The 17,293-nt window shown below is 61.5% G+C and carries 16 protein-coding genes; 8 read left to right on the top strand and 8 right to left on the bottom strand.

Annotation, left to right across the window (positions count from 1 at the left end; translation table 11 throughout):
* The first annotated feature begins 1 nt into the window (after position 1).
* From IPI01_19220 to IPI01_19200, 5 genes are all read left to right on the top strand, one after another.
* The gene (locus IPI01_19220) at positions 2–1,552 is read left to right on the top strand and encodes a hypothetical protein (GenBank protein ID MBK7259886.1); all 1,551 of its coding nucleotides are present in this window, start codon (positions 2–4) and stop codon (positions 1,550–1,552) included.
* Positions 1,549–2,526, top strand: coding sequence for a hypothetical protein (locus IPI01_19215; GenBank protein MBK7259885.1), 978 nt, complete (start codon positions 1,549–1,551; stop codon positions 2,524–2,526). The genes IPI01_19220 and IPI01_19215 overlap by 4 nt, the downstream gene beginning before the upstream one ends.
* 13 nt (positions 2,527–2,539) lie before the next feature.
* Positions 2,540–3,484: a PorV/PorQ family protein gene (locus IPI01_19210; protein ID MBK7259884.1), complete on the top strand. Its 945-nt coding sequence runs from the start codon at positions 2,540–2,542 to the stop codon at positions 3,482–3,484.
* A gap of 163 nt (positions 3,485–3,647) precedes the next feature.
* Positions 3,648–4,106, top strand: coding sequence for an NfeD family protein (locus IPI01_19205; protein MBK7259883.1), 459 nt, complete (start codon positions 3,648–3,650; stop codon positions 4,104–4,106).
* 24 nt (positions 4,107–4,130) lie between these two features.
* The gene (locus IPI01_19200; protein MBK7259882.1) at positions 4,131–5,063 is read left to right on the top strand and encodes an SPFH/Band 7/PHB domain protein; all 933 of its coding nucleotides are present in this window, start codon (positions 4,131–4,133) and stop codon (positions 5,061–5,063) included.
* 20 nt (positions 5,064–5,083) lie between these two features.
* On the opposite strand, the gene IPI01_19195 is transcribed toward IPI01_19200, so the two are convergent.
* The 4 genes from IPI01_19195 to corA are packed head-to-tail and all read right to left on the bottom strand — an operon-like array spanning position 5,084 to position 9,206.
* Entirely contained in the window at positions 5,084–5,956 is an 873-nt protein-coding gene (locus tag IPI01_19195) for a DUF2279 domain-containing protein (GenBank protein MBK7259881.1), read from the bottom strand.
* Positions 5,953–7,095, bottom strand: a complete 1,143-nt coding sequence (locus IPI01_19190) for a glycosyltransferase family 9 protein (GenBank protein MBK7259880.1) — start codon at positions 7,093–7,095, stop codon at positions 5,953–5,955. Before IPI01_19190 ends, IPI01_19195 begins: the two co-directional genes overlap by 4 nt.
* Positions 7,092–8,153, bottom strand: a complete 1,062-nt coding sequence (locus IPI01_19185; protein MBK7259879.1) for a glycosyltransferase family 9 protein — start codon at positions 8,151–8,153, stop codon at positions 7,092–7,094. The genes IPI01_19190 and IPI01_19185 overlap by 4 nt, the downstream gene beginning before the upstream one ends.
* A 51-nt stretch (positions 8,154–8,204) precedes the next feature.
* The gene (gene corA, locus IPI01_19180) at positions 8,205–9,206 is read right to left on the bottom strand and encodes a magnesium/cobalt transporter CorA (GenBank protein ID MBK7259878.1); all 1,002 of its coding nucleotides are present in this window, start codon (positions 9,204–9,206) and stop codon (positions 8,205–8,207) included.
* A gap of 228 nt (positions 9,207–9,434) precedes the next feature.
* On the opposite strand from corA, the gene IPI01_19175 reads away from it, so the two are divergent.
* Positions 9,435–10,787 carry an MFS transporter gene (locus IPI01_19175; GenBank protein MBK7259877.1) on the top strand — a complete coding sequence of 451 codons (1,353 nt, stop codon included), beginning with the start codon at positions 9,435–9,437 and terminating at the stop codon, positions 10,785–10,787.
* Between the two features lie 113 nt (positions 10,788–10,900).
* On the opposite strand, the gene IPI01_19170 is transcribed toward IPI01_19175, so the two are convergent.
* Positions 10,901–11,614: a hypothetical protein gene (locus IPI01_19170; protein ID MBK7259876.1), complete on the bottom strand. Its 714-nt coding sequence runs from the start codon at positions 11,612–11,614 to the stop codon at positions 10,901–10,903.
* A gap of 18 nt (positions 11,615–11,632) precedes the next feature.
* Positions 11,633–13,129, bottom strand: a complete 1,497-nt coding sequence (locus tag IPI01_19165; protein ID MBK7259875.1) for a bifunctional metallophosphatase/5'-nucleotidase — start codon at positions 13,127–13,129, stop codon at positions 11,633–11,635.
* Between the two features lie 106 nt (positions 13,130–13,235).
* Between IPI01_19165 and IPI01_19160 the strand changes: the two genes are divergently transcribed.
* Together IPI01_19160 and IPI01_19155 are read left to right on the top strand one after the other, a co-directional pair.
* Entirely contained in the window at positions 13,236–13,967 is a 732-nt protein-coding gene (locus IPI01_19160) for a metal-dependent hydrolase (protein MBK7259874.1), read from the top strand.
* A gap of 1 nt (position 13,968) precedes the next feature.
* Entirely contained in the window at positions 13,969–15,009 is a 1,041-nt protein-coding gene (locus IPI01_19155; GenBank protein ID MBK7259873.1) for a mechanosensitive ion channel family protein, read from the top strand.
* Between the two features lie 106 nt (positions 15,010–15,115).
* On the opposite strand, the gene IPI01_19150 is transcribed toward IPI01_19155, so the two are convergent.
* Positions 15,116–16,417, bottom strand: a complete 1,302-nt coding sequence (locus tag IPI01_19150) for an aminopeptidase P family protein (protein ID MBK7259872.1) — start codon at positions 16,415–16,417, stop codon at positions 15,116–15,118.
* Positions 16,418–16,419: 2 nt separating this feature from the next.
* On the bottom strand, positions 16,420–17,280 hold the full coding sequence (locus IPI01_19145) for a hypothetical protein (GenBank protein MBK7259871.1): 861 nt from the start codon (positions 17,278–17,280) through the stop codon (positions 16,420–16,422).
* Positions 17,281–17,293: the final 13 nt, after the last annotated feature.

Here is a 17,293-nt window from a genome sequence, read left to right as displayed (position 1 = left end):
CATGACACGCCGAACAGTGTACCCGATCATCGTCCTCGCGGCTGTCATGGGCCTGGTTGCGATGCCTGCACACGGACAGTCCAGGTTCCTTTCCGCATACACCCTCGATGCCACTGCCGGGGAGATCACCTCCACGATCCCGAGCAACAGTGTCTCGCACATCGCTGTGCGGGGGACGACGCTCTGGATCGGCACCAGCAGCGGCCTGGCCCGCAGCACGAACGGCGGCCGCACCTGGGAGAGCTACGCGAACGACGCCCGGTTCGCCCGGAAGGGGATCTTCTCGATTGCGCTCAACGATGATACCCTGTGGACGTCCACGGGATTCTCACAGGACCTCGAAGGTTCATCGGTGCAGACGGGTGCGGGATACACCTACACGCTGAACAACGGTGCGTCGTGGACGGGCATCCCCCAGGCGCTCGACAACGTGTCGGACAGCCTTGTTACCTACGGCATCAACACGGTCAAGTTCCTCCCGATCGTCGTGGATGAGCAGAATGTCACATTCGACATCTCCCTGGGGAACGGCACAGTCTGGATCGCAAGCTGGTCCAGCGGTATCCGGAAGTCCACCGACCGTGGCGCGACCTGGCAGCGGACCGTTCTTCCCTCGGAATTGCTCTCCTCCATTGCGCCGACGGATACACTGGTGAACTACAAGATCGATCCCCGCCAGGACAACAACTATCTTGGCTTTGCTGTGCATGTGCAGAGCGACGACACGATCTGGGCCGGGACGGCGGGTGGCGTGAACAGATCGGTGGACGGCGGGAAGAGCTGGACGAAGTTCACGCGCGACAACCAGGTCGAGCACATCCTCAGCGACTGGGTCATCGCGATCGGGAGCCAGCGTGTGAGCAGCGGCGTACGTGTCTGGACGACCAACTGGCCTGCGGAGGGCGCGGGACAGGAGTACGGCGTGTCGATGACGGAGGACGGCGGGCGCACGTGGAAGAATTTCCTGCACGGGATCAAGGTCTACGATTTCGCGTTCCGTGACTCCATCGTGTATGCCGCGGCAGAAGGCGGCCTGTACCGGTCCGCGGATGCCGGCAACAGCTGGCAACGGTCCGGCGATGTGATCGATGCGGCGACGAGGGAACGCATCACCGCGAGCCGCTTCTATGCGGTCGGGATCCTCGGCGATACGGTCTTTGCAGGCAGTTCGGAAGGACTCGTGAAGACCGTGGACGCGCCGGGAACGGCATTCGGGACGTCATGGAGCATTCTCCGTTCCTTTGCCCCGCTTCCCTCACCTTCGAGCGTGTACGCATATCCCAATCCCTTCGCGCCGCGGATCGAGACCGTGCGCATCCACTATGCATTGACCGCTGCGTCAGGCGCCGTGACGATCGAGGTCTTCGACTTCGGGATGAACCGCGTGCGGACGGTCCTGAACGATGCACAGCGGACGGGCGCGGGAGAACATGATGAGACGTGGAACGGCCTGAATGATACAGGCGATCGTGTGAAGAACGGCGTGTATTTCTACCGCGTCATCATCGACGGCGGTGAACCGATGTGGGGCAAGATCATGGTGCTGCAATGAGACTACCAGCCGTGCACAATCGTTGCGTGCGGACGGCAGCGGCCGTCCTCATGAGCGTGGCCGCCATATCATCGGGCGTGTTCGCACAGATCGGTGGCGAACCCGGTGCCTTCTCGCGCCTCGGGTTCGGCGCCCGTGGCATGGCCATGGGCAATGCGATGTCGGCCGTGACTGCAGGCGACGTCGTGTCGTACTACAACCCTGCCCTCTCCCCGTCTGCCGCGTCGCGCAACGCCACGGCATCCTTTGGCATCCTCAGTCTGGATCGCAGCCTGAACTTTGTCTCGTACACCCAGGCATTGCGCCCCAAGGCGGGCATCTCCCTCGGGCTCATCAATGCCGGGGTCAGCGGGATCGATGGCCGGGACAGCGACGGGAAGCAGACGGGCGCGCTGCGCACGTCCGAGAATCAGGCGTTCCTCGGATTCGGCGTGCGGGTCTCCGATGCCCTGCAACTGGGCATCGCCCTGAAGCTCTATTATTTTCATCTGTATACGGACGTGTCATCAACGACGGTCGGTATCGACGTGGGTGCTCTCTACCATGCGGGAGGCGGCGTGACGGTCGCACTTACCGCCCGCGACATCAACTCGCGATACAAGTGGGACACATCGACGCTGTTCGGCCAGAACGGCCAGACCACCGAAGACAAGTTCCCCTTCCTTGTGACGGGCGCAGTGTCTTACATGCTGCCCGACAGTATCGCGCTCGTCGCCGTGGAACTCGAGCACTCCAACCGGTCGTCCACGATCGCACGGGCAGGCGTTGAAGTGCCGCTCGTCCCTGAATTCACCATCCGCGCGGGCATCGACCGCATGGACGTCAGTGAACAGGGGAACGGGGTGCGGCCATCATTCGGATTCACCGCGCGTACAGCGCTGGGTTCATGGATGCCGGCGGTGCATTACGCGCTCGTTCTGGAGCCGTTCTCCCCGTCGCCGCTCCATATGATCTCGCTCGCAGTCGCTTTCTGAGAAGGAGAAGACCGTGACCATCACCATCCGACGACCCTTTGCGCACAGCATGTGTGTGGCCGCCCTTGCAGGGGCTGCCCTCCTCCAGGCCGTTCCCGCCACAGCCGGGACCGGCGCATCGGGGATGGCGTTCCTGAAACTCGGGGTCTCCTCGCAGGGTGTCGCCATGGGCGACGCCATGACGGCCTCTGCGTCAGGCGCGGCCGCAACGTATTATAACCCCGCGGGGATCCTCACACGAACGCCGGCAGCGCCGACATTCATGGTGATGCACAAGGAATGGATCCAGGACACGCGGACGCAATTCATCGGCACGGCATTCGGCCTTGGCGAGAGCGATGCACTCGGTGTGTCGGTGAATACCACCACCGTGTCCGACATCGAGATCCGTACCCGGCCCGGTGAGGCGCAGGGGACGTTCACCGCACGCGATCTGGCCGTCGGCGTCTCCTATGCGCGCCAGCTCGCGGAACATATCCGCGCCGGCGTCTCGGTCCGCTACCTCTACGAACAGATCCTTGTGGATAACGCCTCCGGGATCGCCGGAGACATCGGCGTCCAGATGGACACACCGGTCGAGGGGCTTGTGGCCGGCGTTGCCCTTGCGAACATCGGCAGCATGAATGCCATGCGCAATGAGAGCGTCACCCTGCCATTCCTCGCCCGCTTCGGTGTGGCGTACCCGTTGGCGTTGCCATCGATCGATGCGCAGGCCACGCTCGCAGTGGATGGCCTTCATCTGTTCCGCGAGGGCAGAACGCTCGCCGCGCTCGGCGGCGAGATCGTGTTCCTGAACATGGTCGCAGTGCGTGCCGGCTACCAATCCGGATCCGAAGGGCGTGGCGTGAGCCTTGGCGGAGGCGTGCGGTACGGGATCGTTTCCGTGGACTACGCATACAGCAAACTCGCCACCGCACTTGGCAACGGACACACTATTGCCGTCGGACTGTCGTTGTGATCTTCGCTTTTCAATTCAGATATCAGATGGCTGAATTCTGATATCTGAATTGGAAAGCCCAGCAAAAACCCCTCGTTGTTGACATTTTCACAACTTCCGCGTAGTTTGCAACACCGTTCCTGCCCTGTCGTATCATCCAGCACACTTCACAGGAATGAACACCATGCTCGATAATGCAAGCGCCGAACTCCTCTGGTTCCTGGTCGGCCTCGTTCTCCTCGTCTCTGAACTCGCGCTCCCCGGCTTCGTCATCATCTTCTTCGGGTTCGGCGCGTGGATCACCGCATTGCTCGTCGGCTTCGGGCTTCTGCCTTCGTTCAATGCGCAACTCCTCGTCTTTCTGATCTCCTCCGTGACCTGTCTCGCCGTCTTCCGCAGGAAGGGCAAGCACCTGTTCGAGGGAAAGGTCAGCCGCGTCTTGAACCCCGGTTCGTCCATGGATGACGTGCAGGGGCAACGTGTGGTCGTCCTGCAGGCCATCACGCCGGGAGTGGCGGGCGGTCGCGTCGAATTCCATGGAACATCATGGACCGCGGAAGCCGATGTCATGATCCCTGCCGGCCAGACCGTCGAGATCACCGGCCAGGACAATCTCACACTTCATGTCAAACCTCTTTCATAACCAGACAAGCCCATGGAGCAGCCCATGTTCGAGACCATCATCATCATAGGCCTGATCTTTCTGGCCTTCATCATGTTGCTCAAGACGGCGCGCGTGGTTCCCCAGAAGACCGTGTTCATCGTCGAGCGCCTCGGGAAGTACAGCCGGACTCTGGAAGCCGGGTTCCACATCCTCGTACCGTTCGTGGACCGTATCGCGTACAAGCACATGCTGAAGGAGGTCGCGATGGATGTCCCGCCCCAGGCATGTATCACCAAGGATAACATCCAGGTGGAGGTCGACGGCATCCTCTACTTTCAGATCGTGGATCCCGTCAAAGCCTCGTACGGCATCAGCGAATATGCGTTCGCTTCGATCCAGCTCGCCCAGACAACGATGCGCAGCGAGGTGGGCAAGATCGAACTGGACCGGACCTTTGAAGAACGCGAGAAGATCAACCACGAGATCGTCAGGTCGGTGGACAAGGCGGCCGAGCCGTGGGGCCTGAAGGTCACCCGCTACGAGATCAAGAACATCGTCCCTCCTGCAAGCATCAAGGACGCTATGGAGAAGCAGATGCGCGCCGAGCGTGAAAAGCGCGCATTGATCGCGGAGTCGGAAGGCGACAAGCAGGCCAAGATCAACCGGGCGGAAGGCGACAAACAGGAAGCGATCGCGAAGTCCGAGGGCGAGAAGATGAAGCGGATCAACGAAGCGGAAGGCCGCGCCTCGGAGATCGAGCGGGTCGCGTTCGCCACGGCAAAGGGTATCCGTGAGATCGCCAATGCCATCAGCGACAGAGGGGGGATGGATGCGGTGAACCTTCGTATCGCCGAGGCCTACCTGGGCGAATTCGGCAAACTCGCCAAGACGAACAACACGATGATCATTCCGTCGAACCTTGCGGACGTCGCCGGCATGGTGAGCGCGGTCTCCCGCGTGTTCAGCGAGACGTCGGCAGTGAAGAAGGACAAGTAGATCGCCGGCGCATCGTCAGTTCAGTTCCACACGATCCATTGATACCGGGGGCTTCGGCCCCCGGTCGTTTTTATGCCCGGCATGGGGATGTGGAAGAGGTCCACGGTCTGTACAAGCAACCGCAGCTCCGGCTGCGTCGGACGGAACACGCGAAGATTCAGATCGAGTCCGATGAACCCTTCCCGACGGGTCTGCTTCTCATCCACACCATACCCGACCGCCAGCTGCAGGAACTCCGGCCACCACGGCCGCGCATCGTCGGGCAGCAGGTTATGCACATTCACGGTCAGCCAATAGATGTGCGCATCGTAGTGCTCCGTGAATCTCGGCGGCCATCGGTACCCCTCCTGCGGCACATAACTCCATTTGAGATTGAAATTGCGCAGGAACGGCACGTAGGTCTGCGCGAGCCCGTAGCCCAACCCCGCCATGTTGAAGCCCAGGTCGCCGAAGGAGAATCCGAAATCGCTCAGCCCATCCCCGACCTCAATGGAGACCGCGAAGAATGCGGCGGTCCCGAATGCCCACCACCGCGCCGTCTGTTCGTCATACCCTCCCCACCGCATCACATTATGAAAGGTATGGAAGTAGAAGTAGGAGGTGTAGGCGTGGCCGGCCTTGTCGATGCCCAGGGAGTAGTTGTTGAACATCCCGTCGTCGGAGGTGTGGAATTTTCTGTCCGCACCCTGCCACCAATCAAAGTAGGAACTGATGAGGGAACCACCGAGGAGCGCACCGACCATGCCGGTGGCGATGTACCGGCGGGCGGGCGTGGTGGGCTGCAAGGGCATCGGCTTCAAGCGCTGCGCCGGCAGCGGCTGCCGTACGGTCAGCGAATCCTGCCCCCATGCCTGTCCGGCAAGCAGCAGGCAGACGATGAGCACGCGCTTCATGCGGCGGGGGTGTTCCGGTGGGCCTCATGGAACGCCAGCACATGCTGCACGATGCTGTCCAGGTCCACCATCGTGATGCACTCCAACCCGTAGGGGCAGGCACGCTTCCAGCACGGAGCACAGAAGAGCCCGTCGGGAATGAATTTCGCGCCGCGGTCGAACAGATCGATCTCGGTCCACGTGCTCAATCCGAACCACACCAGCACATGCTTCCCGAGCCCGATCGACGCATGCATGCCGAAGGAATCGCCGGAGATGACAAGGTCGGCGACGTTGATGTAGCACAGCCCCCTCCGCACGCCGTCCGTCGTCGGCGTGTTCAGGACCTTCTTCCCTACCCGCCGTTCGATCTCGGCGTTGCGCACCGTATCCTCCGGCCCCCCCAGGAGGACGAGGCGGATACCAGGAACGGAGGAAAGCCGCTCGATGAGCGCGACGTGCTGGTCGATCGTCAGTTTCTTGTTCGGATACAGCTCCGAGCATCCGGTATTGAACCCGACCACGAGTTCGGCGCGGTCCAACCCGTGTTCCGCACGATACGCGGCGCAGAACTCCTGTTCCCCGGGCGAAAGCACGAGGACGTACGGATCGCGGCGGTATTCCAGGGAGAACTGTTCGCACTGCAATTGCGCCACGGTCTTGGTGTTCACCTTGAACTTGAGGTGATCGTCCAGGCCGAGCCGGTAGTTCTCTTCCGCTTCCGGGTTGAGCGGGATGATCGCACCGTTCGCATTGATGCCGAAGCCGAGTTTCGTCGGCGCCTTCAGGCCCATGGTGAACGCGCCGGAGCGCCGCGACTTGTCCACGTTCAGGACGACATCGAAGGACATCTGGCCAAGGATGAGCCAGCTCTCCGGTTCCCAGAGCCACACCCGATCGATCAGCGGGTTGTGCCTGAGAAGCGGCGCGGCGTTCTTGAGGGTGATCCAGGAGATCGTGCTCTGTGGATACTTCCGCTTGATCGCGGGGAGGATGCTCGTGGTCACCAGCACATTTCCCATAGCATCCAGGTTCACGATCAGGATGCGCGTCCCGACCGGATCATCCTCGCGGCATTGTTCGAGGCAGTTCACGCCGGGGAAGCACGGCTTGTAGCCGTTGAAATGCTTGCAGGAAGGAATGGTGAGCGGAGTTTTCATGGGCGCATACTCTGTGATGATGAGTGCCGCGTGAGCCGGGTGAACGCTTCGTACACCGCATCCACGCTCAATTCGGTCATGCAGATGTTCCCGATCGTGCAGGAGGTGAGGTTGCAGCCAAGGCAATCAAGCCCCTCGCGGCGGACGGTCTGGTTCCCTTCACCATAGGGCCCCTGCAGTTCGGGGCGGGTCGGACCGAAGATGCCCAGCACGCGTGAACCTGCCGCGGCGGCGATGTGCATCGGACCGCTATCGTTGCTCACGACCCACCCGGTGCGTTCGAACAGCGCGGTCAGTTGCATGAGTGATGTGGGCGGAGGGATGAATGCGGGCGAGGTCATCTGCGCCTTCAGCGCCTCCACTTCTTCCTTCTGGCCGGGCCCCCACGGCAGGATGATCTTCCACCCTGTCGCTGTCGCGATCCGGTCCGCAAGTGCCGCAAACCTGTCGATCCCCCACCTCTTCGTATACCAGCCGCCACCGGTGTTGATGGCGACCAGCGTTGCATCGCCGAGGCCGGCATCACGCAGGAAGGCGTCGACGTAGGCCCGGTCATCAGCAGAGGGAAAGAGATGGACCGCCCGGTCGATGATCGGGACGCCGATCCGTTCGAGTGCATCGAGATTGAACTGCGTATTGTGCACCGACCCCCCGCGCGGCTCGGCAACGATATTGTAGGCGTAGGTCCGTCCGCGGAACCGATACCCGACGCGGTACGGCGCGCCGCTCAGGCGCGTCACCAGCGCTGTCCGCGGATTGCCGAACAGGTCGATCACGAGATCATACCGGCGGCGGCGGACGTCCCGGATCAGATCGAGGCCCGACATCCGTTTCGCATCGAACACGACGACGGAGGAGACCGCGGGGTGCGTGCGCACGACCGATTCACTCGCCCGTTCGGTCAGGACATCCAGTTCGGCGTGCGGCAGCGCTTGCCGGAGGTTGTTCAGGACGATCGATGACAGCACAACATCGCCCACCGCGCGGAGTTTGATCACCAGCGCCCGGCGGATCGCATCACAGGGAATGGATGTTCGGGGGTGAGGGACGGTCGACATGCCGACAAATATACCCAAACCGGCCCGCAGAAGCAACGCACTGCGGACGGGTCAGATCCAGTCGTTCCAGCGGAAAAAGGCGAGCATCCCCCCTGCGACAATGAGCATGAAGAGCGACGTTACGAGGACGCCGTGCTCCCACGTCGCGATCGGGAGATGCGTGAAGTTCATCCCGAAGAAGCCCGTGATCACACTCAACGGCAGGAATATCGTGGAGATGATCGTCAGGACCTTCATCACCTGATTCAATCTGTTGGAGGTCACGGACAGATACGCATCGAGCAACGAAGACACCATATCGCGATAGGAATCCGTCATGTCGGTCATGCGGACGAGGTGGTCGTAGACATTCCGGTAGTACAGCATCTCGTCGGTCGTGATCAGCGGGAACTCGCCGCGGGAGAGGCGGTTGAGCATTTCACGCTGGTACACGGCAACGCGCCGGATGGTCATGATGTTGCGCTTCAACTGAAGGATCCGCATCATCGTGTCCGACGTCGGCTGGTGGAACACCTCGTCCTCCGTACGGTCGATGGCGTCATCCAGGTTATCCAGCATCGGCGTGTAGTTGTCCACGACATCGTCGATGATCATGTGGAAGATATAGTCCGGCCCGCGCCCCATCACCTGCGGGTTCTTCGAGCAAAGGCCGGCGACGTACGAGATGGACCGCAGGGGCTTATAATGGTGGGTGACCAGCATGTTCTTCAGGAGGAACGCGCTGAGCTGGGATGTGGTCACTTCGAGGCGGGCGATCGCGTCGGTCTGGTCATCCGTCGCGATCCCTTCTACCGGGTTGAAGATCACGAAGAGATAGTCGCCGAAATCCTCGACCTTCGGAAGGTGCCCTTCCTCTCCCCGTCCGCGCTGACAGTCCTCGATCGCCAGGTGGTGGAAGTCGCACATCGAGACCAACAGGGTCTCCTCTTCCGCCTCCATGGGGTCTTCCATATCCACCCAGAGGATGCTGTTATGGTCCAGAATGGCGGCCCGCAACTCCTTGAACGTCAGCTTGCGGATCTCGCCATTCAGGAACTGATAGATATTGACCATGCGTCCTCCGGTGTGGGCCCCCCGACGGGCCCGGGGTGTGTCCGCCGGCATGATGAACGGTTGCCTCGCACAGACGGCCGGTGGGACATGAGAACATACAAAACGACGCCCACTTGGTCAAGCCTGCGCGAACAATAACCTTTCCGCGGCGCAAGTTTCGAACGGATTTGGTATATTGGTGGACGAAGCATCACCATCCTGTTCCGCCACCATCGGCACATACATCCCATGACCTCAGTCTCTGACCGCCCGGTACACTCCGCGGCCTTCCGCCGCCGCCGGCTCTTCAACTGGCTGCCACTCGGCCTGACCTACGCCTTCCTCTATATGGCGAGGTACAACCTCACCGTATCGAAGAACGCGCTCGGTGACCTGATGTCCAAGGAGGCCTTTGGCATCATCTTCGCCGCCGGCACCATCACCTACGCCTTCTCCTTTCTGATCAACGGCCCGCTCACGGACCGGATCGGAGGAAAACGGGCGATGCTCATCGGAGCTATCGGCTCGGCCGTGATGAATGTCTTCCTGGGCATCGTCGTGTACGGGATCCTCGTCGAGCACTGGGCCCTCAATCTTACGGTCGCCTTCGCGGTGATCTATTCCCTGAACATGTACTTCCAGAGTTACGGCGCCGTCGCGATCGTGAAGGTGAATGCTGCATGGTTCCATGTGCGCGAACGCGGGATCTTCGGAGGGATCTTCGGGATCCTGATCTCGCTCGGTCTCTACTTCGCCTTCGACTGGAGCCAGGCGGTCGTGAACTTCACCGAGGCCATGAACCCGGCGAGCCCGCAATACTGGCTCGTCTTCTTCATCCCCGCCGCCATCCTCCTCTTCTGGGTGCTGCTCGACATGCTCTTCCTGCGCGATACCCCCGGGCAGGCAGGGTTCACGGACTTCGATACCGGCGATGCATCATCGGGCGAGCAGGATGCCCCCTTCAACCTCAAGGAGATCCTTCTCAGGATCTTCACGAACAGGGTCCTCATCATCGTGGGCCTCATCGAATTCTGCACGGGCGTGCTGCGGAATGGCGTGATGCACTGGTTCCCGATCTTCGCCAAGGAACAGATCGCCGCCGATCCCGTCACGTCGGAGGCATGGAGGTTCTGGCTGAACAACTGGGGACTCATGCTCATGCTCGCCGGCGCAAGCGGAGGGATGCTGGCAGGCTGGATGTCCGATCACCTCTTCGGGTCACGCCGTGCCCCGGTCGCAGGCATCCTCTACTCCGTACTCCTGCTCGCGGTCGCCGGCATGACGGTGACGCTCTATGGCAATCCCCTGCTCCTCGGGATCCTCGTGTCCGCCGTGTCCGTCACGGTGATCGGCACCCACGGCATGCTGAGCGGGACGGCAACGATGGATTTCGGCGGAAGGAAAGCGGCCGCAACAGCGGTGGGACTGATCGACGGGCTCGTGTACCTGGGCACCGGGGTTCAATCGCTCGCTCTCGGGTATATCACCAGCTGGAACTGGAGCTACTGGCCCGTGTTCCTGATCCCCTTCGCGATCGCCGGCATTGCGATGACCAGGTTGATCTGGAACGCGATACCCAAAGGGAGAGGTGCGGCGCACTGAGGTGGGCTGGCAAGAACGCAGGGCCAGCGACGACAGGGACGCTCAGAATATGAAACGCCAGGGTGAGAACCACCCTGGCGTTCGTGCGCTTGCACCGGTCGCGTCCCGCTTCTCTACGCAGTACGCAGGATGGAGGTCACCCGTTCCAACTCGTTCCCGATCAGGAGGGGATCCTGTGTCTTTTCCGGCATGTTCTCGAACACCGCATACGGGACCTTGAACCCCTTCACCGTGATGTACTTCGGATCGCGGGCCTCAAGCTTGTCCCAATCGTTCGTCTTGTAGTAATAGTCCATCTTCTCGTCCGGCAACGAATGATACAGGATGGAATCCTCCTGCCCCTTCCGCGCACGGCGATGGTTCTTCCGCACGGATTCCTCATAGGACACGCGGATGTAGATCAGCTTCGCGCGCTTGAGGATGTCCTCGTGCATGTACCCGAGCGCTTCCTCGATCCCATTCTCCCCACCACGCGCGAATTCGATGAGCGTGGTCATCGTGTCGTGGTACTGCGGGTCGCGCGCTGCCTTCTTCCTGTACTCCAGACTGATGCGCTCGATGTACAGGTTCCAGATGAAATGCTCCTTGAACCAGTACTTCTCGTCCGTCCATACCCGGGGCTTGCCGTGCCGCGACAGGATGTCGTCCGTTTCGAAGGTCTCCCAGACATAGAGGAAATCGTCGAGTTCCTCGAATTCGCCGATATTGAAACGGCGCGTACGCTCGGCGGGATCGCATTTCTTGAGGAAGTCGATGAGTTCGGACTTGCCCGCAGCGGGGCGGCCGGTGATGATAAGGATCGGAAAATGCGGCGCAGCGGTGCTCATAACTTACTCCCAACTGGATCAGTGTGAACGTGTCAGTGAAGGCAGGACGGCCGGAGTGATCTCGCGGTCCCTGCGGATAGCCTCTTCAACAGTCGTGAACAGTGTGCGCTGGAGATAGATCACATCCGGGAGTTGCATCCCGAGATACCGCTTTGCCTCGCCGACAAGGTAATCGTTGGCGGTGCAGATGTACGACCGTCCCCCCTCCAACGGCGTGCCGTTGATCCGGACGTTGTGCAAGGTGATAATGCCGTCGGCGCCGGCGGACCATTCACCGGTGACGCCGGTGACAATGATCGGCTCCCGTTGCGCGATGGCGTGGGCAAGGATGGACTCCAGTTCGGTGCCGGTCAGCTTGAAGGTGGTGAGCACATTGCGGAACGGCAGTGCTTCGAACAGCTCACGCTTCGTCAACGGGCCGGCGGGAATGTCCCTCCGGATCCCGTGGAGATTCATAAAAGCCACATCGGCGTGCACCGCCTGGCGCTGGGCCTCTGTCACGTAGCCGCCGATCGTGTTCGCGGTCGGTTTCCGCTCCCAGTTCCCGCGCAGCGTCCCGATCACTTCATCGTACTCGCGATCGATCTCCGTCTGGAGCGAATCCACGAATGCCCCGAGGCGTGTCTGTGGACGCGTCTGAGCCGCCCAGAGCGGCAGCAGCTTGCCGTTGATCCTGACGATCTTGTGCTTTTCGACGAGGAGGTCAACGACGCCGAGGTACTCGGTATTGGAGCCGGCCTGGACGATGGGGATGCCATTCACGATCAACGGGGACTTCAGACGCGTGTGGGAATGGCCGCCAACGATGAGGTCGATCCCCCGGACCTCGGCCGCCAACGCGGAATCCTGATCCACACCCTGGTGCGTCAGCGCGATCACCAGATCGGTCTTCGGGCCGAGTTCATCAGCATACTTCCGGGCCGTCTCCACCGGCGAGAGGACCCGCGCACCGATGAGATTCGTCTGCAACACCAGGCTGTACAGCTCCTGGGAGATGATCCCGATGATGCCGATCTTCATCCCGCCGCGTTCGATGATGACATACGGACGGTTGTTGAGGAGGGGCTGGCCGGCCTCATTGACGAGGTTGGCGGAGACGGTCGGAAAACTCGCCACGTTCATCAGTCCGGCAAGGTTCTGCTGCGAAATATCCAGGTCGTGGTTCCCGACACACCATGCGTCATACCCCATCATGCTCATCATGGCGAACAGCGCACCACCCTGGGCATCGCGGTACACGCGCTCGGTGATCGGGTTGCCGGTCATGACGTCGCCTGCATCGAGGACGAGCACGTCGTTGCGCCCGCTGCGGATCGAGTCGATCGCGAACTGCACCTGCTTGAACCCGCCGATCATCGGGATGGGTGTCTGCTTTGTCCAGATGGCCTCGCGCGGGACGAACGATGCATGCATGTCGTTCGTGTGGAGGACGGTGAGCGGCAGGGGCTGTGCACATGCTGCGAGCACAGACCCGAGCAGAGCTACCGCAAGCAAACGGAGGATACGAAGGCGCATGGGACCGTTCCAGGTGTCAGGGGAATTGAGATCCTTTCAATATAGGAAGATTGGCGGAAATTTGGTACTATAGCCTTTGTTTCAAAGAACTTGCGAGAGGCCCCCCATGCCACATCATTCGCGGCAGGCACACCCGACACCGGTCAGCATCACCTGGTACGGCCATTCCGCATTCGCCATTCGCTCACCCGGGGGGGTCACAGTGCTTGTGGATCCCTGGTTGGACAATCCGAAGGCACCGCCGGACGCGCTCGCCCGGGCCCAGGCGGATGTGATCCTTGTGACCCACGGACACGGGGACCATTTCGGGAACACCGTCGAACTGGCCAAACGGACCGGCGCTCATGTGTTCGCGATCTACGAGATCTCCGTCTATCTGCAGGGCCAGGGCGTCCAGAATGTTCACGGCCTCAATAAATCGGGCACCGGATCCTTCCGTGGCCTCCATTTCACCATGACGCACGCCGAGCACAGCGGTGGGCTGGAACCGGGCGGGCCGATCATCTCCGGGGGCGATCCCGCTGGATTCGTCATCCGCCTCGAGAACGGCCAGACCATCTATCATGCCGGGGACACGGGAGTGTTCGGCGACATGCAGCTCATCGGGCACCTCTACAAGCCGCAGATCGTCATGTTGCCCATCGGCGGCGCGTATACGATGGGTCCGCTCGAGGCCGCGTACGCGTGCAAACTGCTCAAACCGCAGCATATCATCGGGATGCACTACGGGACCTACCCGGTGCTTGAAGGCACCCCGGAACAACTGAAAGATCACCTGTCGGAAGCGATGAGAAAGAAAGTTCTCACCCTGACCCCCGGCGAAGCAGTGGAGATGTGATATGTTCGACGAGATCTGGTTCGGCAATACCGTACGTCTCTGGATGACCGCACTGGCGGCCGTCATCATCACCACCGTCATCCTCACGGGTGCAAAACGTATCATCGTCCACCGGCTCCGCATGCTCGCCGAACGGACCGAGACCGATATCGATGACCTGATCGTGGACCTGCTCGGCCGCACGCGCCTGTCGTTCCTCATCGCGATCGCAACCTATGGCGCCTCGCATATGATCCACCGGGCGCCGGAGGTCACGGAGTTCATCAGGACGGCGATCATTCTGATCCTCCTCCTGCAGGGTGCCATCTGGGGGAACGGGCTCATCGTGTATGGGATCGCGAAGGCGACCAGGCAGAAAATGAGCGAAGATGCCGCCAGCGCAACCACGCTTTCCGCACTCGGCTTCGTCGGAAAGATCCTGCTCTGGGCCATTGTGCTGCTGCTGGCACTGGACAACCTCGGGTTCGATATCACCGCGCTCGTTGCCGGCCTTGGCGTTACCGGTATCGCCGTCGCTCTGGCGATCCAGAACGTCCTGGGAGACCTGTTCGCGTCCCTGTCGATCGTGCTGGACAAGCCGTTCGTGATCGGGGATTTCATTGTGGTCGATGCGGTGCAGGGCACGGTGGAGCATGTGGGACTGAAGACGACGCGCATCCGGAGCATCTCGGGAGAGCAGATCATCGTCTCCAATGCCGACCTGCTCAAGAGCCGGATCCGGAATTACAAGCGCATGCAGGAACGGCGCGCCGTGTTCTCGATCGGCGTGGAGTATGGCACGCCACCCGAGAAGCTCGAACAGGTGCCAACGATGTTGAAGGAGATCGTGGTATCGCATGACCGGGTGCGGTTCGACCGCGCCCATCTCCAGACACTCGGCGAGTCGGCGATCATCTTTGAGGTCGTGTACTTCATGGTGGAGCCGGACTACACACTCTTCATGAACACCCAGCAGTCCATCAATCTGTCCGTCCTCCGGCGCCTGGCGGTGGAAGGGATCCGGTTCGCGTACCCGAGCAGGACATTGTACATGAAGCAGTAGGTTCACGCACGACCCCCTGCGGCAAGGTCCGGCTGTGATGCCGGGGTACCGGGTGGCCGCACGCGACCGGTCACCCGATCCGGGAGCTGCGGAACGGGACGCATCACTACTTCTTCTTCATGATCCTCTCGATGTCGGCAGGCTGCTTCGGTACCGCAGCGGTGAGTACTTCACACCCCGTTTCCGTGACCAGGGCATCATCCTCGATCCGGATGCCCACGCCACGGAACCCCGACGCCACCGTGGTATCGGCAACCGGAATATACACGCCCGGCTCCATCGTCACGACCATCCCCACCCGCAACGTGTCCATCGGCCCGGCATCGTGGACATCGATCCCCAGATGGTGCGACACCGAATGCCGCCAGTACTTCCCATACCCGGCAGCATCGATGACGGCCTTCGCCGCACGGTCCATATCCGACCACAATGCTCCCGGCCTGATCGCCTTGATGATGGCTTCCTGCGCGCGCAGAACCGTCTCGTACACCTTCCGCTGTTCCGGCGTGAACTTCCCGGAGACCGGGATCGTCCGCGTGATGTCCGCGGCATACCCCTCGATCTCGGCCCCGACATCCATCACCACAACATCACCCGCCTGCATCGTCCGCTGATTGTGTTCATAGTGAAGGATCAGAGAGTTCGGACCCGACCCGACGATCGAGGAAAACGCCGGAGCGGTAGCCCCGTTGCGGTACATCGGGTACTCGATCGCCGCCTGCAGTTCATACTCTTTCATGCCCGGACGGCATATCCTGAATGCGGCGCCCAACCCTTCTCCGGTTGCAGCAATGGACCTTCTGATCTGTCCGACTTCCACCGGACTCTTCACCGCGCGCAAGCGCCCCACGATCAGTGATGGACTCTTGATCTTCAATTGCGGGAACTTCTTCTCGAGTTCCTTTCTCACATCCCGCTCAAGGAACAAGGGCCTGTTGTTCAACCAGTCGCTCACGAACACCGGAGAGATCGGGGCAGTAAAGAGCGTCTGGAGCGACGGAAGCAACGTCTCCAGCGCGGCCTTGAGCTCCTCCGGCGGCCGTATCATGCCGTCGGCCAGCGCCGGGACCGGAGGCACGCCGTCATTCGTTTCGGTTTTTGCGAAGAGCACCACCTGAAGGGTCGTATCACCGACGCGGACGCCCCGGGGTGCCAGGACCAGCGTGAGTCCCGGCCGGTCTTCGCCGGTCAGGTAGAGGAGATTGCTGTCCGTGCGGTACTTATACCCCGTATCACCGGAACGGTTACGCTCGTCGGGGGCCCGCAGCACCATGGCCGCCGTCGGATCGAGGGCAGCCAGGACGCGGGCACGCCGGGCGGCAAGCTCTGCGGGCCCCGCGCCGGCAAGGGCAGGGTGTGCCGTGAACACCGCGGCACACGCTATGATCAGTGCATGGAGAGGCCGCATGGTCAGTGCGCCGTATCGAGAACAGCGCGAAGAGTCCGCGTGCTCGAGCCAACCGTGGAGATCGGCATCGTCATGTTCTGTGCACCGGTGATGGCGGCCGTCATGTCCGTCTCCATCCTGGATTCATCGGCAACCGTCACGCCCGCCGCGGCATCAAAGTGCAGCACGCCACTCACCGTCCCCTTCCCTTCCGTGAAGATCTCCGCACCCATCATGCTCCCTTTCCCTTCCACCGCCATCGTCCCCGCATACGTGATCTTCACGCATGCACGTCCGGCCTTCTGCTCCTCACCCGCGAGGGTGTAGGTCAGGGTCGAGACCGTCACGATCTTCCCGCCCATTGCTTCGTTCGTGTCTGCGATGACCCCGGTCCACGTGCCGCCGGCGGCGACCGGGGCTTCCGGGAACACATGAACGCGCATCGCGTCGCGGGCAGACGCACCGCGCATCGGGGAACCGGCTTTGCCGACCGTGTCGATGACCGCTTTGCTGAGCACCCTGCCGAGCGGCGAGAGGACGATGCGCGAGCGTTTGCCGAGAAGATCAGGCATGACCATCGTGGTATCCATCCGGGCATTCTTCACGGAGACGGTCATCGAATCCAGGGAAGTGATGGCGGAGATACCATCGGCACCGGACTTCTCAATGACGAGGCGGCTGAGGCTCGTCGAGATGGTCGCGGATTTCATTTCCTGTCCCATCATCTCCTGCGTCACATCCGCGTGGACCACATCCGCGTACAGGTAGGTCTTCCCCTGCTGCAAACCGAACCGGAGCGTATACGGGCCGCCGGCCATGGCCTGCGAGGTGAGTGCTGCGCAACAGAGTGCGCAGACGAGGAACAATGCGGTGCGGTGTTTCATGATTCTCCTTGAG

Source organism: Ignavibacteriota bacterium, from assembly GCA_016707525.1.
Taxonomy (GTDB): Bacteria; Bacteroidota; Ignavibacteria; order UBA10030; family UBA6906; genus JAGDMK01.
The sequence above is the reverse complement of the archived record's forward strand: the minus strand, read 5'-3'. Positions and strand labels throughout refer to the sequence as shown.